At 44.2% G+C, this 20,627-nt stretch carries 17 protein-coding genes; 9 read left to right on the top strand and 8 right to left on the bottom strand.

Annotation, left to right across the window (positions count from 1 at the left end):
- The first annotated feature begins 94 nt into the window (after nucleotides 1-94).
- The 4 genes from dnaE to cysE all read left to right on the top strand — a co-directional run bounded on the left by dnaE (nucleotide 95) and on the right by cysE (nucleotide 6,246).
- Nucleotides 95-3,814 carry a DNA polymerase III subunit alpha gene (gene dnaE / locus QL886_RS05440; RefSeq protein ID WP_290177899.1) on the top strand — a complete coding sequence of 1,240 codons (3,720 nt, stop codon included), beginning with the start codon at nucleotides 95-97 and terminating at the stop codon, nucleotides 3,812-3,814.
- Nucleotides 3,815-3,886: 72 nt separating this feature from the next.
- Nucleotides 3,887-4,267, top strand: a complete 381-nt coding sequence (locus QL886_RS05435) for an Hpt domain-containing protein (RefSeq protein WP_290177898.1) — start codon at nucleotides 3,887-3,889, stop codon at nucleotides 4,265-4,267.
- The gene (locus QL886_RS05430; protein ID WP_290177897.1) at nucleotides 4,267-5,148 is read left to right on the top strand and encodes an RNA methyltransferase; all 882 of its coding nucleotides are present in this window, start codon (nucleotides 4,267-4,269) and stop codon (nucleotides 5,146-5,148) included. The genes QL886_RS05435 and QL886_RS05430 overlap by 1 nt, the downstream gene beginning before the upstream one ends.
- 189 nt (nucleotides 5,149-5,337) lie before the next feature.
- Nucleotides 5,338-6,246, top strand: a complete 909-nt coding sequence (cysE, locus tag QL886_RS05425) for a serine O-acetyltransferase (RefSeq protein WP_290177896.1) — start codon at nucleotides 5,338-5,340, stop codon at nucleotides 6,244-6,246.
- Between the two features lie 168 nt (nucleotides 6,247-6,414).
- Here cysE and QL886_RS05420 read toward each other — a convergent pair whose 3' ends face one another.
- From QL886_RS05420 to pheA, 6 genes are all read right to left on the bottom strand, one after another.
- Nucleotides 6,415-6,948 (bottom strand): 2-amino-4-hydroxy-6-hydroxymethyldihydropteridine diphosphokinase, encoded by a 534-nt coding sequence (locus QL886_RS05420; RefSeq protein ID WP_290177895.1) that lies wholly within the window; start codon nucleotides 6,946-6,948, stop codon nucleotides 6,415-6,417.
- Nucleotides 6,938-7,375 carry a dihydroneopterin aldolase gene (folB, locus tag QL886_RS05415; RefSeq protein ID WP_290177894.1) on the bottom strand — a complete coding sequence of 146 codons (438 nt, stop codon included), beginning with the start codon at nucleotides 7,373-7,375 and terminating at the stop codon, nucleotides 6,938-6,940. The genes QL886_RS05420 and folB overlap by 11 nt, the downstream gene beginning before the upstream one ends.
- 42 nt (nucleotides 7,376-7,417) lie before the next feature.
- Nucleotides 7,418-8,380, bottom strand: a complete 963-nt coding sequence (gene rarD, locus QL886_RS05410) for an EamA family transporter RarD (RefSeq protein ID WP_290177893.1) — start codon at nucleotides 8,378-8,380, stop codon at nucleotides 7,418-7,420.
- A 226-nt stretch (nucleotides 8,381-8,606) separates the two neighbouring features.
- Nucleotides 8,607-10,940 (bottom strand): bifunctional prephenate dehydrogenase/3-phosphoshikimate 1-carboxyvinyltransferase, encoded by a 2,334-nt coding sequence (locus QL886_RS05405; RefSeq protein WP_290177892.1) that lies wholly within the window; start codon nucleotides 10,938-10,940, stop codon nucleotides 8,607-8,609.
- A 110-nt stretch (nucleotides 10,941-11,050) separates the two neighbouring features.
- Nucleotides 11,051-12,193 (bottom strand): histidinol-phosphate transaminase, encoded by a 1,143-nt coding sequence (gene hisC / locus QL886_RS05400; RefSeq protein WP_290177891.1) that lies wholly within the window; start codon nucleotides 12,191-12,193, stop codon nucleotides 11,051-11,053.
- Between the two features lie 119 nt (nucleotides 12,194-12,312).
- The gene (gene pheA, locus QL886_RS05395) at nucleotides 12,313-13,485 is read right to left on the bottom strand and encodes a prephenate dehydratase (protein ID WP_290177890.1); all 1,173 of its coding nucleotides are present in this window, start codon (nucleotides 13,483-13,485) and stop codon (nucleotides 12,313-12,315) included.
- A gap of 475 nt (nucleotides 13,486-13,960) precedes the next feature.
- On the opposite strand from pheA, the gene QL886_RS05390 reads away from it, so the two are divergent.
- Nucleotides 13,961-14,905 carry a transaldolase gene (locus QL886_RS05390; protein ID WP_290177889.1) on the top strand — a complete coding sequence of 315 codons (945 nt, stop codon included), beginning with the start codon at nucleotides 13,961-13,963 and terminating at the stop codon, nucleotides 14,903-14,905.
- A 110-nt stretch (nucleotides 14,906-15,015) separates the two neighbouring features.
- Nucleotides 15,016-15,483 carry a hypothetical protein gene (locus QL886_RS05385; RefSeq protein ID WP_057759809.1) on the top strand — a complete coding sequence of 156 codons (468 nt, stop codon included), beginning with the start codon at nucleotides 15,016-15,018 and terminating at the stop codon, nucleotides 15,481-15,483.
- A gap of 151 nt (nucleotides 15,484-15,634) precedes the next feature.
- Here the strand turns inward: QL886_RS05385 and QL886_RS05380 are convergent, their stop codons facing one another.
- Nucleotides 15,635-16,201: an adenine phosphoribosyltransferase gene (locus QL886_RS05380; protein WP_290177888.1), complete on the bottom strand. Its 567-nt coding sequence runs from the start codon at nucleotides 16,199-16,201 to the stop codon at nucleotides 15,635-15,637.
- Nucleotides 16,202-16,566: 365 nt separating this feature from the next.
- On the opposite strand from QL886_RS05380, the gene QL886_RS05375 reads away from it, so the two are divergent.
- Entirely contained in the window at nucleotides 16,567-16,731 is a 165-nt protein-coding gene (locus QL886_RS05375; RefSeq protein WP_057759803.1) for a rubredoxin, read from the top strand.
- A gap of 27 nt (nucleotides 16,732-16,758) precedes the next feature.
- On the top strand, nucleotides 16,759-17,808 hold the full coding sequence (locus tag QL886_RS05370; RefSeq protein WP_057759800.1) for an alpha/beta hydrolase: 1,050 nt from the start codon (nucleotides 16,759-16,761) through the stop codon (nucleotides 17,806-17,808).
- A gap of 271 nt (nucleotides 17,809-18,079) precedes the next feature.
- On the opposite strand, the gene QL886_RS05365 is transcribed toward QL886_RS05370, so the two are convergent.
- Complete coding sequence (locus QL886_RS05365) at nucleotides 18,080-19,102, bottom strand: WG repeat-containing protein (RefSeq protein ID WP_290177887.1); 1,023 nt, start codon at nucleotides 19,100-19,102, stop codon at nucleotides 18,080-18,082.
- Nucleotides 19,103-19,583: 481 nt separating this feature from the next.
- Between QL886_RS05365 and QL886_RS05360 the strand changes: the two genes are divergently transcribed.
- On the top strand, nucleotides 19,584-20,516 hold the full coding sequence (locus QL886_RS05360) for a DMT family transporter (protein ID WP_290177886.1): 933 nt from the start codon (nucleotides 19,584-19,586) through the stop codon (nucleotides 20,514-20,516).
- Nucleotides 20,517-20,627 lie beyond the last annotated feature (111 nt).

Here is a 20,627-nt window from a genome sequence, read left to right as displayed (position 1 = left end):
CTTATCGGCCTCTAGATATCAGTATAATTGATTGATAATCATCAGTTATTTTATCGGTAGCTTATTTCTTTGATCGTACCAGTAAGAGTCTTCTATGGCATTTGTACATCTTGGCATTCACAGCGAATATTCCATCACCGATTCTATCGTGCGTATTAAACCGCTGGTAAAAGCTGCTGCGGCTGACAATCAGCGCGCGTTGGCATTGACCGATTTGTCCAATTTATATGCCACGGTAAAGTTTTATCGTGCCTGCTTAGGTGCGGGTATCAAGCCTATTATTGGCAGTGAAGTCATCATGGATAATGAAGACACACGCCTTACTTTACTTGCCATGAATAACGAAGGGTATCAAAACATTACCCGTATCGTATCGCTCGGGTTTACCGAAGGTCGCGCTGATCCTATTAATCATGGCACGCCAGTTATTAAGCGCAGTCATATCTTAGAGCATGCAGCAGGTGTCATTGTACTGCTCACCGAAAAGTCAGACGTGGGTCAAGCATTGGTCGGCTCGATGCCAGAAAAAGCTGATGAACTACTTACTGAATGGCAGGCAAAATTTGATGATCGTTTATACTTTGCGATCAAGCGTACCAATCGTTCAGGCGAAGATGCTTTTATTAGAGCAGCCATCCATTCAGGTGCCAAACACAACATCCCTATCATTGCGCATAATGACGTGCGTTTCTTAGAGCAAGATGATTTTGATGCTCATGAAGCCCGCGTTTGTATTGCAGGCTCTTATGTCCTTGCTGACCCAAACCGTCCGCAGACTTACTCAGATGAGCAGTATCTAAAAACACAAGCTCAGATGGAGCAATTATTTGCTGATATTCCACAAGTCATTGACAATACTTTGCGCCTCGCTACACGCTGCAATGTTACCCTAACGCTTGGTATTAACGTCCTACCTGATTTTCCTGTGCCTGAAGGCGAGACGATTGAATCGTTTTTCCGTGCCGAGTCACAACGCGGTCTTGAGCAGCGCTTAGATAAGCTGTTTCCTGTCGAAGCACGTACGGACAATTGGAGCGACTTCCGTCAGAGATACGATGAGCGCCTTGCATATGAGTTAGATATTATTCTATCCATGGGCTTCCCCGGTTACTTCCTAATCGTCATGGACTTTATTCGCTGGGCAAAAGCCAATGGCGTACCAGTAGGCCCTGGACGTGGTTCTGGTGCAGGTTCATTGGTCGCCTATGCACTAAACATTACCGACCTTGACCCGATTCATTACGATCTGCTATTCGAGCGCTTCTTGAACCCTGAGCGTGTATCGATGCCCGATTTCGATATCGACTTTTGTATCGAAGGTCGTGACCGCGTTATTGATTATGTCGCGCAAACCTATGGTCGTGATGCCGTCTCACAGATTATTACCTTTGGTACTATGGCCGCAAAAGCGGTTGTGCGTGATGTGGCACGCGTACAAAGCAAATCGTACTTTTTAGCCAATAAAATATCCAAGCTGATTCCAAAAACGCCTGGCATCACACTGAGCCAAGCGCTTGAGCAAGAACCACAGCTCAAAGACTTGATCTCTAATCCTGACAATATGGATTATGAAGATGCCATTGAGATTTGGGAGATGGCGATTAAGCTTGAAGGCGTCTGCCGAAATGTCGGTAAACATGCTGGTGGCGTATTGATTGCTCCGCACAAGATCACTGACTTTAGTGCCATTTACTGTGATGACGAAGGTCACCGCGTCAGCCAGTTTGATAAAGACGATGTAGAAGCTGTTGGTTTGGTGAAGTTTGACTTTTTGGGTCTACGCAACTTAACCGTCATTAATGCGGCAGTTGAAAATATTAATTTGCGCCGTGCAAAAGAAAACGTACCGGCCTTAGTTTTGGAAGATTTGCCGTTAGATGACAGCAAAGCCTATAAGCTGCTGCAAGATGCCAAAACCACGGCGGTTTTTCAGCTAGAAAGTATGGGCATGAAAAAGTATCTGGCTAAACTGCAACCGACCAATATCGAAGATGTTATCGCCATGTGTGCGCTGTATCGTCCCGGCCCACTCGATGCAGGCATGGTAGAGATGTATATCGACCGTAAGCATGGTCGCGAGGAAGTCATTTATGACCATCCCAATCTTGAGCCGATTTTAGAAAACACCAATGGCGTTATTGTCTATCAAGAACAGGTGATGCAAATTTCACAGGTGATGGCAGGCTATAGTTTGGGCGGTGCTGATATGCTACGCCGGGCAATGGGTAAAAAGAAACCTGAAGAGATGGCCAAGCAGCGCGATATCTTTGTCACGGGTGCCACCTCACAAGGCATTGATGAAGTCACATCAGGCGGTGTGTTTGACTTGATGGAAAAGTTCGCAGGTTACGGTTTTAACCGCTCGCATTCTGCGGCTTATGGCGTATTGGCTTATCAAACGGCCTACCTAAAGCAATACTACCCTGCCGAATTTATGGCAGCGGTCTTAACTTCAGATATGAACAACACCGACAACGTCGTGTTCTTTATCAATGACTGCCGTGAAAACTTTGGGTTAACTGTAGTCAATCCTTCAGTCAATCGCAGTGAATGGCATTTCGTTGCCGATACTCCGACCAATATCATCTATGGTCTTGGCGCAATCAAAGGCGTGGGTGAAGGCGCGGTAGAGTCTATCGTAGATGCACGCCGCCGCGAAGGTCCTTTTAAAGACTTGTATGACTTCTGTCGCCGTGTCGATATCAAAAAAGTCAATAAGCGCACACTTGAAGCATTGGTCAGCGCTGGTTGTTTTGATGACTTTGCCGCCACGCTACGACCTGACTTGCCAGCCGATGAAGCTTACGAGATTCGCGGCGCCTTGATGAGTCAATTGCCAAGCGCCGTACAAGCCGCTGAGCAAGACCGTCAAAACCGCGAAATCGGTATGATGGATTTGTTTGGTGAAATGGACGGTGTGGTCGCAGCGCCGCCGTTAGTCATGACGCCAGAACTCATCTGGGGTGACAAACACCGCTTAAAAGCGGAAAAAAACACATTAGGACTGTACTTAACGGGACATCCAATCAATGAGTATTTGGATGAGTTAAAACGCTATACCTCTGGTGCGCGTCTCGATAAGTTAACCGATACAGGCTATAACGGCAGCTGCTATTTCTCGGGGCTTATTATAGATATTGCCAACTTTGGTAATCGTAACGTGATTACTTTAGATGATGGTACATCGAGACTCGAGGTCAGCTGCTACGCTGAGCGTTTTAATCGTGTCAAAGAACAGTTGAAAATCGATGAAGTCGTCATCATCAAAGGCAGCATCCGTGAGCGTGATGGACGTTTGTTTGCACGTCTTGATAGTGCCATGAGTATGGTAGATGCCAGACTACGTTGGCTCAAAAAAATCAGTATCAAAGTTCACGGTAGTGATATTAATTTGCTCACACGTCTACAGCCATTACTCAAATCAGCCCAAGCTGACATTATTCCCGAGCCGCGTCTGGCTTATAACCAAGAGCAAGACGAGCAAGGTAGTAGCAGTAATAGTACCTACGACCCTGCAATGGGTGGCAGTTTGTATGATGAAAACGGTAATGATTTATTGGCATTAGAGAGCGACATGAACCATGATGCGGCCAATCAAAACGGTATGCCAGCCAGTTATGCTAATAATGCCCTGAGTAATACTGACGCTTCTATCAATGATAACTGTCTGCCACTTGGACTAAGTATTTATGAAGTCTATGGCATCGCAAATGTCGGACTGTCTGAGCACTGGCGCGTTTACCCAAATGACGACAACTTGCAGACATTGAAGACTTTGGTCAGTGAAGAGAACTTACATTTCCATTACAGCTAAGACGTACATTACGTTTTAAAAATTCATTATAGTAATCTTATTGCTTTAACTTTTATAAATTGGACAACCACCATGGATGACACTACAAATAATAATATGCTCGGACAAACTGATGAAGAGATTATCAATCATGAACAGTTCGAGGACATGCGTGACCTGCTCGAAGAAGACTTTGTTGATTTGATACAAGTATATTTTGCTGATAGTAAGAAAAGAGTTGCAGCGCTGCGAATTGCTCATCAAAAAGACGATAACGCCAATGGCTTCGAAACTGCTCATGCTCTAAAAGGTGCCAGCGCCAACTTAGGTACGACTCAATTAGTTCGTCTTAGTAGCCAGTTACAAGAATACTGCCGTGAGCGCCGTATCAATGAGCAAGCCGTCCTGATCGAAGAGATTGCCATTGCATTACACCGTGCTGAACAAGAAATCAATCAGAGACTGGGACAATAATGAGTAACGACGCTTCATTAGCCGTATCATCACGCACAGTGAACGACTACCTTGACTGCCTACAAGTAGTCATGGTCAATACGACTTTGCCTGCCAATATTGGTTCGGCTGCCCGTGCGATGCATACCATGGGCTTATCTCGCTTAACGGTAGTCGATCCCAAATTACCGATTGACGAAACCAGTGTGTCTCATGCAGCGGGTGGCAGTGAACTATTATCGTCAGCTTTGATTGCACCTACTTTAGAGTCTGCCATCTCAGGCTGTCAGTTGGTGTTTGCCGCTAGCAGTCGTAGCCGTCACTTACCTCGCCCTGTCGTGACACCTACGCAAGCCGCTAAGATTATGTTTGACTTTATCGATGCACAGGCAGCTTTAAGTGCAGACGATAGTAATGTTGATAACTCATCTACCGCGACTTCTAGCAAACCAAATATTGCTATTCTATTTGGACGTGAAGACCGTGGATTGACCAATGAAGAATTGGCTTATGCCGATTATCATATTCAAATCGATGCCAATCCTGCTTACCCTGTGCTAAATGTCGCATCAGCGGTGCAAGTGATCGCCAGCTTTATTTTTGCTTATGCTCAAACGCACACTCAGACAGCTGATAGTTTAGATTCGGATACAAGCACAGACGCCCAATCAACAATCAATGTGAATTTGCGTCAGCAATGGGATGAGCCTGCTATTAATCAGCAGCAGCTGCAACAGCTCACTCAGCGCACCACTGACCTTATGGTGCAGCGTGGCCTAGCAAATAACGAACATCTAAAGTTATTGCCATCACGCTTGTCTAGACTTGGGTCACGCCTACAGCTTGATCAAAAAGAATATCAGCTATTAAGCGCTTTGATTGCAAAACTATCAAAAGACTAAAACAAGCCATAGTTTATGAGCTTGCCTTTATTTGACAGCTTTTTACTATATTTTGCGGTATAAAGCTGTTATAACTTGCAGAAGCTTAGCGAAAATATATATTCCTGATTATCCGAACTTTATGACCATAGATTAGAGACATCGCTGTTTTCGCAACGACACTCTACCGACGAATAGATAGGACGCTTTATGTCATTGCCATCCAAATTATTCAAATCGCTTATTACTATCAAAAACGATTTGAAAGAAGATATTGATGCAGTATTCACCCGAGATCCTGCGGCGCGTAATAGTCTGGAAGTGATCCTAACTTATCCGGGCATACATGCGCTTGTTTTGCATCGCGGTGCACACTGTCTTTGGAACAATGAACAGAAACTAGCCGCTCGCGTGATCTCTTACGGCTCGCGCATCATGACAGGTATCGAGATTCACCCTGCTGCTAAGATTGGTAGACGCTTTTTTATCGATCATGGTGTCGGCGTCGTCATTGGTGAGACGGCTGAGATTGGTAACGATGTGACGCTATACCATGGTGTTACTTTAGGCGGTGTGTCTTGGAATAATGGCAAGCGTCACCCAACGCTAGAAGATGGTGTAACGGTCGGTGCTGGCGCAAAAGTCTTAGGGCCATTTACAGTCGGTAAAAACGCTAAAATCGGCTCAAATGCAGTGGTAGTCAAACCAGTACCAGCAGGCGCTACGATGGTCGGCAGTGCCGCGCGTATGATCTCAGATCATCACGATGAAAAAGGCAATCCAATTGCGACAAAAGTACAAGACGCCAAGCAACAAGAAAAAGTTGCGCAAGCTGGTGAGAGCAACGATCGAACTAAAGACACCACTTCTACTGCCAAACGCACCAATACCTTCCGTGCTTATGGTATCGACCCTTATTCGCAAGACCCTGTCGCAGAAGCTTTTGCTAAAATGCTTGAACACATCCAACAATCAGAGAATCGCCTCGATCAACTGCAGTCAGCGATGTGTGATATTGATCCTAATTTTTGCAAAAAAGAATATGACAAGCTTTGTTTAGAAGATTTAGATGTGATTGGTCGTGCTGATATCAATGACGTAGATAACGAGCAGAAGTAACTACTAGAATTTCGGCAAAACAAATAAAACTAAGGGGCGTACAATATATTGTAAGCCCCTTAGTTTTATTTACTGCAAAATATTAGATGTTTTCATTATCAATTAAGATAAGTCATCTTACTAACTGTCTATTTATTATCAACTTTTCCCAAAATGCTATTTGAAAGCTTAATCGATAGATACGGCCAATTCTCTGACCCCTGTTTCCTCATGCGCTTTAAATGGATAACGATCAGCCATTATAATCCAGTTAGATATTGGTTCAGATATAAATTTTTTGCTTAGGCTATTTTCTTTATCAGCTATTTTAATCATCAAAATATCAATATCCATTGTCACTCGTTGCACTTGATTTGGCTCAGTCTGTCGACATCTATGACAATCGCCTTCAAGCGTTCTAAAGGTTTGCTGTAGTTGTTGTAGGCTCACAGGTGTGGTCAGTGCTAGATGGACACATTGATTGGTATAGTCAGGCTTTGGTAATTGGATAGTCGCGGTAAAATCAGGGTTTTGAAAAGCTGTAGATAATTGCACCTCACCTAGCGCTGCTAATCGCTGCCTAGCAAGCGGGAGATACTTGTCAGCTTGGTAATTGCTGCCTAGCGCTAACACTAGCTCTACCACAGGCTGCGCTTGTACAGTATCAGGTGCGCATTGTGTGAACGTTGCCAAATTCAAATCCACTGATGTTTTATGCATCATCAGCTTGGCTGACGTTAACTTCTTTGGCAGCTTCTTTAGTAATTAGCTCGTTGGTTGATGCTGGCGCATAGCGCGTTACTTGCACCCCTACCGCATCTGCTTGAGCAATAGCAGTAGGCTTAGCAATGCTCAACGTTATTTTTTGACAGTCATATTTTGCAAATATCTTATCAGAGATCTGACCAGCCAAATGCTCAAGCAGCTTTGCTTGAACCTCTTTGCACCATTCGCTCACATCATCGCAGACTTCTTTGTAACTCAGGGCATTGCTGACATCATCTGACACAGCAGCACGGCTAATGTCAGTCTCAAGCGCGATATCAATGAGTAATGGCTGAGTAATGGCTCGCTCCCAATCAAACACACCGATGACCGCCTCCACTTTTAGACCTTTTATAAATACAACATCAGACTGAGTATGAAACATGCTTTCATCCTTGTTTGCTAATTTTTTTCGTATTATTAATATTTACTTAACCGATTTTAGCGCTTCTTCACGTAGACGCACCGCTTTTAACACTTTACTTGGACGATGACGCCACAGGTCAATGCTGAATAATAGCAGACCTAACCAAATCAAACCAAATACTGCTAAACGATGTAAATCGAACGGTTCTTTGTAATAGAACACCGCCAAAAAGAAAATAAAGGTCGGCGTCAGATAGTTCATAAAGCTCAGAATACTGTATGCAACGAGCTTGGTAGATTTATTGAATAATAAAAGTGGTATTAGCGTAATCGGGCCTGCGATCATCAGTAGCCAAATATTTGAGCTAAACCAAAAGCTCAGTTGGTGGCTTGCCACATCAGATTGCCAAAACCACCACAGACATAACGGTACTAGCATCGCGGTCTCGACAAACATGGCATCGACAGCAGTCAATGGCGTTTGTCGTTGAATCGTCCCGTAAGTACTAAAACTAAATGCCAAAATCAACGATATCCACGGCAGACTGCCAAGCATCACCACTTGAATGACGACAGACAACAGTGCAAATCCAATAGCGACCCACTGCAAAGGACGCAAGCGCTCTTTGAATAAAATCATGGATAGTGCAACGCCAACCAATGGCCCAATAAAGTAACCCAAACTGGCCTCAAGGATACGGTCTTGATTGACCGCCCATACATAAGTCAGCCAGTTGGTTGCGATAATTAACCCAGAGACGAGTGATAGCGCGATCCATCTTGGGTTTTGCTTGAGCGTTTCTATCCACCCCCAACGTTTGGTAGCCACCAACACAATCAGTAGGCAACAAAACGTCCAAACGATTCGGTGACCAATGATCTCCGTCGCGTCATAATTAGATAGCTGTTTGAAGTATAACGGAAATCCGCCCCAAATAAAGAACGCGATCAGCGCAGTAATAATGCCGCGTCTGGTTGTAATGATTGGGGCAACGGGTTTTTTGATGACATTTTGGGTAGTCATAGTACAGGACAACTTTTTAGAGCAAAGCGCACCCTCACCTAATTCTGATTATTATTATCAATTTAGTGGTGAAAGCGCAGGGTCACTACAGTGAAATTATAAGATAAAAAGCAATGTACTCATGCCAATAGTGACATAAGTACATTGCTAACAATATTAGATTGAGCTTTTTATAGATGCTTTACAGTGCATGATCATAGGAGCGTATTGATCCACACTCACTCATTTATTCAGCATCAGTATCCACTTGAATAGACATACCAATTTGGTTAGCCAGCTCAGCAAAACCTGGGAAGCTGGTATTGACCGTCTCCGTACCCTCAATGGTAATTTGCTCAGCAGCACGCAGACTCGCAACAGAGAAACTCATCGCAATACGGTGATCATGATGCGAGACAATGTGACCACCACCAAAGACAGGCTGGCTATTATTTACATCGCCATTCTCAGTAGCAGCGCCTTTGCCTTCAATAATCAGCCCATCATCAGTGACAGTACAATCGATGCCAAGCGTCTGTAAGCCCTCTGCCATCACCGCAATACGATCCGACTCTTTGACGCGCAATTCTTTAGCACCAGTCAAGACGGTACGCCCTTGCGCACAGCTAGCCGCGACAAACAGTACAGGGAACTCATCAATCGCTAGTGGTACGAGATGCTCTGGTATCTCAATACCGACCAAGTTTGAGCTGCGAATCGTAATATCAGCCACTGGCTCGCCGCCAACATGGGTCTCATTGCTTAGGCTAATATCTGCATTCATTAATTTTAGAATATCAATGACGCCAGTACGCGTAGGGTTGATACCGACTTGCGTCAAGGTCAACTCACTATTTTGACTAATGGCGGCTGCTACCATAAAAAACGCTGCAGATGAGATATCAGCAGGAACCGCAATATCGCCGCCTGTTAGTGTGCCACCGCCAGTGACACTGATGCGATTGCCTTCTACAGTTACTGGATAACCAAAGGCTGATAGCATACGTTCGGTATGGTCACGGCTGATTTCAGGCTGTGTGACCGTTGTCGTACCCTCGGCCCATAGACCTGCTAGTAGCAGGCAAGACTTTACCTGAGCTGAAGCGACTGGCATATCATACTCAGTGCCTTGTAATGGCTTGCCCGCCGTGTCTCGACCAGTGATACTGAGCGGCGCAGTACCACTATGACCCGTGCTTTGGATGACAGCACCCATCGTGCGTAGCGGTGCAGCCACACGCTCCATCGGGCGTTTGTTTAGGCTAGTATCACCCGTTAATACGCTATCAAATGATTGCGCCGCCAAGATACCAGATAGTAGGCGCATGCTCGTACCCGAGTTACCCATATACAAAGGCGTTTTGCTTGGTTTTAGGCCATTCATACCAACACCATGAATGGTCAAGTTACCATTATCAGGACCTTCGATGGTCACACCCATATCACGGAATGCTTGCAACGTTGCAAGGGCATCTTCCCCTTCCAAAAATCCAGTCACATTTGTTACGCCTGTGGCAAGACTGCCAAGCATAATGCTGCGATGCGAGATAGATTTGTCACCAGGAATGGCAATGGTGCCAGAGACAGTATTGCTAGGGGTAATATTATAAGAAGCTGACATGGCAGAAGTATCCGTATAAGGGGTGCTGGCTAACATATGGCCGAAATGTCGCCGTGCGGCTTGTGCACGGCCCAAAAGTCCCATCAGGGCGGTTGAATCTTGATCAATAATAAGCTGGCGCATCGTCTGTAAGTAGACACCATACTCATCAAGGGCGCTAACAATCGCGCTTTGGTTGGCAAAAAATATATCATGCCACATTTTAGGGTCACTGGCGGCGATACGCGTAAAATCGCGGAACCCACCAGCGGCATAACGAAACATATCTAAATTATCATCATGGCTTGCCAATTGCTCAACCAAATTAAAGGCAAGTAAATGTGGCAAATGGCTGGTGTGCGCTAGTATGCGGTCATGATGCTCAGCATCCATTGACATGACATTTGCACCTACTGATTCCCACAATAGTCGCAACTTTGCAATAGCAGTTGCACTGGTTGTCGGTAGCTCGCAAATAATGACGCTATGATTGACAAATAAACTGGCGCGGCGCGCATGATACCCTGAATTTTCAGCCCCAGCAATTGGATGCGCTGGTACTAATCCTATCGGCAGCGAGCCGAACACTGCTTTAGCGGCATCAATGATATTGACTTTGGTACTACAGACATCCGTCATGATGCAGTCACTGGCAAGCTGTCCATTATCCATCGCTTGCTTGATATCAACGAACACTGCTTGAACTGCCTGTACTGGCACTGCAATAATGATTAAATCACTACCAGCGATAACGTCCTGTAAGTTTGCACTACCTGCATCTAGCAGACCATGCTCGATGGCTTCTGTAATACTTGGTGCATGTCTATCGACTGCTACCAGACGCGCGCTTAAGCCATTATCTTTAATAGCTTGCGCAAAACTGGCACCAATCAGCCCAAGTCCAATCACACAAACTTGTTTAAATATAGGTAGCGTAGTATTTAGAGACGATTGAAGTTTATTATTTTTCTGACTACTCACGGCTTTTCTCGTTGGACACACTAAGACATAGATAGAGCCAGTCTTAGTGTTATAAATTTTAATGGCTAATTAAGAACAATTTTTAAATTACAAAGCACTTATAGATGCGCTTAGTCTTCAGTCAAAATAGAACGCAGAGTATCAATCAAACGTAGGTTGTCTTCAGCCACACCTACTGTGATACGCAGCCAGTTAGGCAGCCCATAAGCATCCAACGGACGGACAATAACGCCTTGTTCAAGTAGTGCCTGATGGATAGAAGCAGCAGTTATATCTTCCATCTCAACCTGCACTTCGACCATAATAAAATTGGCATGCGACTTCACAAAACCCAATCCTAGCGCGTCAAACTGCTTTTCTAACCAACGCATTTGCTCATCGTTTATCAGACGAGTTTTTTCGATAAAGTCTTGATCGGCAAGTGCAGCAGCAGCGGCAGCTAAACCAACACGGCTGACGTTAAATGGCTGACGAATTCGGTTTAGTAAATCCGCCACTGCCACCGAGCTTAGAGCATAACCGACGCGTAAACCTGCCAGCCCATAAGCTTTAGAAAAAGTACGTACAATAATGACATTATCGAACTCATCCAATAATGCGCGGTTGTTACTCTCAGGACTATACTCGATATAAGCTTCATCCAGTACCACCAAGACTGAGCTTGGTACACTGGCAACGAACTGGCGCAGCTCTTTTTGCTCTAGCTGCGTACCCGTTGGATTGTTCGGATTGGCAATAAAGACGATTTTGGTATTCGGATTGTCTTGAACCGCTTGGCTCATGGCTTTTAAATTGTGGCCAAAGCGTTGAGCAGGCACTTCAATGCCCGTGGCACCTTGCATCTTCGCTAGCATAGGATATACCACAAAAGCATACTGACTATAGACGATGGCATCATCAGCACCCACAAAGCTGCGTGCTAAAATATCGAGCAAATCATCAGAGCCATTACCTAAGGTAATTTGATTGGCATTGACATCGTTAAAGTCAGCCAGCGCTTGCTTTAGATAGTAACCATTGCCATCAGGATAGCGCGACAACTGCCCTAGCTGCTCAGTCACTGCTAGCGTCACTCGTGGGGAGCATCCCATCGGATTCTCATTGCTAGCCAGCTTGACCACGTCTGAGACACCATACTCACGTGTCAGCTCTTCAATTGGCTTACCGGTTTGATAAGGTGCCAATGCCAAAATACTGTCGTAAGCTGGCGTTAACGGCGATAGATCTGACGCGGTCAATTGAGTAGTCTGCATGGTTTATCCTTAGATGGTATCTGTAAATGCTTTGTTTGAATGCTATCTGCAAAAGCTAAGACCCATCTATTATGTATGAATACCAGTGAGTAAGCCTATAGTTATCTATAGGTAGTTGTCTATAGGACAGCTTTTGGATATGAGCCCAATATGCGTAAATCCTTGACCAATGGACGAATATCATTGATGGCAGCGCTAACGTTTGGATCATTAACATGACCATTCATATCGATAAAGAATACGTATGCCCACTTGTTAGGACGCTCAGGACGCGTCTCAATACTGGTCATCGATACGCCATGATATGACAAAGGTTTTAATATTTCGATCAGTGCGCCTGCTTTATCATGAGCGGAGACGACGATAGAAGTTTTGTCTTGACCAGATGGCGCAATCGCTTCATGACCGATAATAAGGAAGCGTGTGGTGTTGCTTGGATTGTCTTCGATATTTGAGTAGAGCTTATGCAAGCCATACTCTGCAACAGCAACATCACCTGCAATCGCAGCTGAATGCCATTCGTTTTTGAGGCGGCGAGCGGCTTCACCATTGCTTGATACTGCCACACGTTCAACATTAGGGAAGTTTACATCTAGCCAATGACGGCACTGAGCAAGTGACTGCTGATGCGAATAAATACGGCTCAAGCCATCAATCTTGGTATGCTCAGCAACCAAGAAGTTTTGATGAATTGGCAATTCAACTTCGCCAATGATTTTCAAAGTAGAAGATAAGAAGCCATCTAGAGTATGGTTGACTACGCCTTCTGAAGAGTTCTCGACAGGAACCACGCCATACATCGCTGTCCCCGCTTCGACTTCGCGGAACACATCAGTAATGGTTGTCATCGGTACGGTATCCGCGGCTTTACCAAAGTGCTTGAGCGCAGCGGCATGCGTAAAGGTACCGACAGGGCCTAGAAAGGCAATACGCTGCGGCGCTTCTAAATCCAAGCATACTGACATGATTTCACGGAACAAGCGCGCCATTTTTTCATCAGCGATTGGACCTGCATTACGCTCCATGACAGCTTTTAGTACCTGTGCTTCACGCTCAGGGCGGTAAAAGATAGGATTGCTATTGTCGTCAGCGGCGATATAATTTTTCTTTACCATGGCTACTTGCTGAGCCAGCTTTGCACGGTTATTGATTAACGTTTGGATCTCACAGTCTACTGCGTCAATATTTTGGCGAATATTGTCTAAAAACTCTTTTTCAGTTGCGGTATCGCTAGCGCCTGTAGTGGTTTGATTTAGATTATCCATTGTTTGCTCTGGTGACTGCTCGCTCATTACCGCCCATCCTTTTTAGATTTTATCGCTGTTAGATATTACTATTATTTAAATATTGCTATTACATTGCTATTACTTAGGTAGCACTATTGCCAAATCTGACTGTTTTCTGTTTTTAGTTAAAGGCTAAGCCTGATAATAGAAACTATATTCAAAATCAACCTCAAAACAGTCTATCAAAAACACCCTATATTGCTAGTGCCATTTAGCGTTAATGCTATATTTACTGCCAAATACAGCAGCTTGATATATAGCCGGCTCTACTATAGCAAAAACTAAGGTCAGTGCCCATGCGTAAATGCGTATAAATATACCAACTGTTATTAATATTAGCACAGCTGAGCCAGATAACAGTGACGCATAGCATAACTATGAGGCAACACCTGCCCAAAACTGTGTTACAGTTCCAGTTCAGCTCCCTACCCTGTTATATATAAGAGGAGCATCATGTGATTAATAAGAAAAAGGATACCTGATGAGCGCATTACAACAGCTACGCACTATGACCACGATTGTTGCTGATACTGGTGACCTTGCCGCTATTGCCCGTTTAAAACCTATCGATGCAACCACCAACCCAAGCCTTATTACCAAGGCTCTGATTCATCCTGACAACCAAGGCATATTGTCAGAGACCATGAGTCGTCACAATGGTGACGTGGATGCCGTGATCGATGCGCTGACCATTCAGGTTGGCTGCGATATTTTAGAGCTGATCGAAGGCCGAGTCTCTACTGAAGTGGACGCTCGCTTATCTTACGACACTCAAGCGACGATAGATAAGGCACTGGCGTTTATGGACGCCTACCAAAAAGCAGGCGTCGATTCAGAGCGAGTATTGATCAAAATGGCGGCAACTTGGCAAGGTATTGAGGCGGCGCGCTATCTTGAGACTCAAAATATCCACTGCAACCTGACCTTACTGTTTGGACAACACCAAGCAATCGCTTGTGCAGATGCTGGCGTGACCCTGATATCACCTTTCGTTGGCCGTATTCTAGATTGGCAAAAACGCCAACAAAGCCGTCAAAACGTACCGGCTTCTGATGACATGGGCGTACAGTCAGTCAAGCTCATTTATCAGTATTACAAACAGCACGGTTACGAGACACAAGTAATGGGCGCTAGTTTCCGCTCTACCGAGCAAATTTTGGCATTGGCAGGTTGTGACTTGTTGACTATAGCTCCCAATCTCATTGATGAATTGGCAGCCATGGATACCGAGTTAACTCGCCAACTGTCTCCGAGTATGTCGATGGATATGAAAGCGATGACTCAGGTAAGCTTAACGCATGAAGAGTTTAGTGCTGCGTATCAGCAAGACAAGGTTACACAGGACTTGTTACCTAAGGGTATTGATGGCTTTATCGGGGCGCGTGACGAGCTGGCCAAGACATTAGCAGCCATTCGCGGACAATAATAGCCACACGACAGAGCACGACGGATACTGGGCTGGCACAAAAGATATTTGCCTACTAATAGTAAGTTGGCTATCATTACCTACTTCAAATGACAAGAAGCAAGGCTTATATGAAACGGCTATCAATATTATTGGCAGGCAGTGCTTTAGCGATCAGCGCCCAGGCAGTTAACTGGGTAGAGGTGTCCGAGAGCAGCTCTGGATCAATTTTTAGTATAGATTTGGATTCTATTGAAAGCTCTGACATCAGTATCATAGATGAAAAAGACGTCGAAAATATCACGGTATCTATCCTTAGAACCTATCCTAAAGACAAAGATGCCGATAAAGATGACTCGAAGGAAGAAAAAAGCAATATTGACCATAGTGAGCAGCAACTACTCATTTCATGTAAAGATGCCAGTTACTATAGACGAGCCTTCGTTAACTACGATGCTGAAGGCAAAGTAACCAAGTCATGGCAGTCAGAAAAACCAATATTGACCACAAAAGACTTTAAAGTCACCACCCCAAAGACAGTTGGTCGTACGGTGATAGAACAGTCTTGTAAAGACTACGAACAAGACGAAGAGCAATAAACACAGCCTACTTAACACAATACTAAAAAACATTAATACAGTATCAAAAAAAGCGCCCTGACATAGTATCAGGGCGCTTTTTTATTTGGAGAATCGTTTAGCTATATCGACAATACAACGTGTCTAGTAGTCAAAGAAACTGCCATTCATTTTAAGCTTTTAGTACCGTATAAACAGGTACTGGGAACTCGCCATGCAAGTCGACCAAGTCCAATAACACTAATGCACCGACCACAGTATGGTCAGCTGATTGACATAATTCGTAAGCAGTAGTCAACGTACCACCAGTTGCCAAGATGTCATCGACCAATAGTACGCGCTCAGGCGGTAGATTGTTTTGCATCTCAAGCGTGTCTTTACCATACTCCAGTGCATAGGCTTTGTTGGCAACAGGTGGTGGCAGCTTACCTGGTTTACGTAGCAAGATCATGCCTTTGCCCAGACGGCCTGCTAGCATACTGGCAAATACAAAGCCACGCGCTTCTACCGCACCTAGACAATCTACCTCGTCCATAAGCCCTTCTGGCAATGCGGCAAGCAGCGCATCGATGACAGCGTCAATATGACTGCGCAGTAACGGGGTAATGTCATAAAAATCAATGCCAGCTTTTGGAAAGTCTGGTACTGTGCGAATAATCTGCCAAAACGGATGGTCAGTATTGAGCACATGAGACGTCTCATTGTTGGTGGTGGATGTGGCGGCGGCATTGGTACTCATGATGACCCTTAGCTTATGTATTTAGATGGTTTAGTTAGTTTAGATAAGACAACAACTGGATGATATATCAGCGATAAATGCTAAGCATTACTGTGAATTTAGCGGCGATTATTATAGCATAATTGGTTTTCGTATGGCGGGCTGGCGTCCAGTCTTGTTATCAAGCGCTAATAAGGTAACGTATGTGATTGACTTGATAAAAGAAAAGTCATCTCAATATACAAGTGTAAACTTAACTATGAAAATTGCGGTTATATGCTAAACTACGTGCGTTTTTGCAGTCTAATATAATAGCTGTAATATTAAAAATGAGCGTTTATAGCACGCTGTAACTGTAATACTGGTAATGATCGATAGGACTATTTATGAAACGTTATGAATGTATTGTCTGCGGCTGGATATATGATGAGGCGCTTGGCTGCCCAGAAGAAGGTATCGCACCTGGTACTAAGTGGGAAGACATCCCTGATGACTGGACTTGCCCTGAGTGCGGTGTCGGCAAGCTTGATTTTGAGATGCTTGAGCTGTAGTAGATGACCCTCTAATTAGGACACTTCATGACAAAATCAAATGACATCAATAGTGCTAAATTGCCTGAAACGCTGGATAATAATCTAGAAGATCATCTGAATAACTACCCTACTCCTGAGTGGCGCAAATTTGGGGAGCATCAATGGCGCGACTCTGACTTGAGTAAGCACCTTCGTCAAGCAATGATTGACATCGGTGATGGTATTGAGTTGTGCGTCGAAGCTGGCGGTAATCCCAATAATCCGCCGCTGCTGATGATCATGGGGCTAGGCTCACAAATGATATTTTGGCCAGACAATTTTATTAAGCGCTTTATCGATGCTGGTTTTTTTGTGATTCGTTTTGATAATCGTGATATCGGCTTGTCTTCTAAAGTGCAGATAGAAGGCTTGCCGCGTATTAGCCAGCTTAAAATGATGGTTCGTCTACAGACAGGGCTGTCTAACAAAAGCACGCAGGTTGCTTATAACTTGACGGATATGGCTGAAGACACCGCACGTTTGATTAAAGCACTAAAGCTTGGTAAGACACACCTGCTTGGGGCTTCGATGGGCGGTATGATTGCACAAATCGTGGCCGCACGTTATCCAAGCTTGGTACAGCGAATGGCGCTTATGTTTACCACGACCAATCGTGCGTTTTTGAAGCCACCCAAGCCCAAACAGCTATACACCCTTATCAATCGACCAGAAAGTCATTCTGAGCGTGATATCGTGCGTCATAGTGTTTGGTTTATGAAGACCGTTGGTACACCAGGTCATGTGAATGTGCGTATGGTCCGTGAAATCGCTAAGATTCGCTATCAGCGCAATTTTCACCCGCTTGGTACAGTACAGCAGCTCAATGCTATCTTGGCATCAGGCTCTATCAGTCGGTTTAGTAAGCAAGTCAAAGCACCAACGATTGTATTACATGGTAGCGCTGATGGACTCCTGCCTGCCTCGCAGGGCCGAGTCGTTGCCAAGACCATTCCTAATGCTACGTTCCATCTCATCGAAGGCATGGCACATGATATTCCAGAGTATTATCAACCTTATATGGTTGACTTAATCAGCAATCATTTATCAAGCAACTAGCTTTAAAAACATCAATTTCAAAAAAAAGAGTGTAAAACCTAGCGAAGAATCACAGGTTTTACACTCTTTTTTATTGCCTATTTAATTCTAGGGCGTGTCCTCAATTCAATCGATAGTTATCTAAATGGGTTAAAAATGGCTACATCTTGCCAAATGTCGTCAAATAGCTGACTAATATCTCGATATTATCTGCACTATTTTCCTTATTTGACTGCGATTTATCTCATCTTTATCACCATTTTTAAAATGAGGACACGCCCTAGTAATTGCATCAATCACAAGCAACGCCAGCACCTTCCTTATCTATACACATTTTATTTCCGTTCTTTAGGTTACCAATCCACGCCTTACCACCTGTAAATACAAAGGATGGTTTGCCCTGATAGCTATCGTTAGCGTTCACACCACTATTAGCAAAGCGAAAAGGAATCACCAGCTCACCGCCTAAATTGACAAAGCCCCACTCTTCACCGATACGCACGCCAGCATACTCCTCAGAAAACGGACGCACTTCATCAAATGAGTACGTAATCATAGTGACATTATTGTCATCGACGAAACCCCATTTACCATCTTGCTGACGTGATTGAAGAGTCGTAAAGCGCGCTGGTACAGACTGTGATGCTGTGCTAGATTTTTCGTTAGAAGAAGTAGGTTTGTTCACTGCCTGAGTGTCATTCTGGGCATTTGGATCATTCGCTGCATTACCGTTTTTATCTACCCAACTGGTTGCACGACCTTTGCGTACACGCGCTACTCCATTACGATAATTCTCGATATCATCAATCGCTGCAGAAAACGAGATAACGATATTATTGGCTGTATTAATCACACCATAGTTACCCTCTTTTTTTACCACGATGCGCCCATCCGATACAGGCCGCGCCCAACCTTGACTCTCTGTCAATATATCGTACATGGCAGGCACGACTTCGCGGCCCTGCATATTGAGATAACCGACGCGACTGTTGCGCAGTACAGGCAACAGACCGCCTGACAGTTTATCGGCATCAACTTTTTGATAACGTGATAAATCAACGACTCGTTTGCCTTTTTTATCGATTAAAGCCACTGGCGCACCAAAGTCTTTTATCGCCAAAAAGTAACTACTACTGGCTGTGCAGGAGACGTTTTTATAATAACTTTTTGGGATTTTACAGCTGGCGGCATGTGCGCTAGGCATCAAAAACAATGCGCTAGATAGCATCGTCACGACGACACTGTATTGCGATATTTTTGGTAGCAAGCCAGACAATATATGTGGCTGTTTTTTTGATAGCAATCGTTGAAGCATAAATAAACCTAGACAAATAATATAGATTGTTTGGTATAACCAATCAGACGTTAAGTACATTATATCGTCAATCTACTATACATGTGTTGCCGCGTTAATGTCGCTTAAAGTGCTACACACATACCATCCCTACAAAGATATCACTTGTATACATTATGCTCTTTCATACTCCCACGAATCGTCGCCCTGATACAAATATTTTGATATAAGTACTATTACCCAACTGTCATAAGTCTATTGCGAAAAACGCAGCTATATCAAATACTTTGATTATTTATTTGTGTCTAACGTGCCCAATAATTTTCCGCACAGCGAGAGTATTTTTATTCACCGTAATAAATTATGGTTTTGCCATTTCATTTTGCGTTTAAAACCACGACAATATGGCTTTATGTCAACATAAGTTCTGACGTGATGCAATGATAATAAGAGTACTGTTATTCAAAATGCTGTTATTCAAATACTGTTATAAGGACAAATTATGGCTATTGCTTCAACGCGATCTGCACCTATTGGCTTAGTCATTGGTTGTATCATTTTTGGATTGGGCAGCTTAATTGTCGCTCATGTCGATATTGGTGGTTGGGCCATGTCGTTTTGGCGATTGGCTGTTTCTGGTATTGTATTTGCGGTATTGGCTAAGATAATGGGCCAACGTATGCCCAAATCAAGACGCACCATTTTTTATGCGCTACTATCAGGGGCGTTTTTGGGATTAGATTTGGCACTGTGGCATGAGAGTATTTATGCGGTTGGGCCTGGTATTTCGACGCTGCTTAATAGTCTGCAAATATTTTTCTTGGCCGCTATTGGTTTTATGTATTTTAATGAGCGTCAGTCTATCGTGCAGCTTATTAGTTTGTTTTTAGCCATGATAGGCGTGGCAATGATAGGTAGCCCTGAATTTGCACACAACACTGCTGCGACTTGGGGCTTTGTCACTGGTATTGTATCGGGTGCCATGCTGGCGGCTTCGATGACCTTTATCCGCAAAACGCATGACACTGAACCGACACCTATATTTATGCTAATGCAACTGATCAGTATTGGCGGCGTCTTAGCCATGATTATACCGATTTTTGTATTTGATACAGGTAATATCCTACCCAATACATGGTCTGAGATTGGCTGGGTGCTTATCTATGGTACGGTGATGCAGTGCTTAGCATGGGGATTGATTGCCTACTCTATTCCTAAGCTTTCTCTAGCACTGACTGGACTGCTATTGTTGACTGAGCCTATTGCAGCCCTTGTCATTGACTATAGCTGGCTGGACAAACCGATTAATATTTTGCAGTGGAGTGGCGCACTATTAACGATGTTTGCTATTTACTTAGGCTCATTGAAACCAAAACCACGTGCCCTTCGCCGCTATCGGTTTTTTTCAAGATTTTATAAGCGAGATTATAAGTAATATTAATTTTTTTCAATACGGTTGCTCACCACTGCCATACAAAAAAGCGCCCATGCTATCGATAGCATGGGCGCTTTTTGTTAGATGAGATATGCTTTGACCATCTTTATC

Source organism: Psychrobacter sp. APC 3281 (assembly GCF_030407815.1).
Taxonomy (GTDB): Bacteria; Pseudomonadota; Gammaproteobacteria; order Pseudomonadales; family Moraxellaceae; genus Psychrobacter.
The sequence above is the reverse complement of the archived record's forward strand: the minus strand, read 5'-3'. Positions and strand labels throughout refer to the sequence as shown.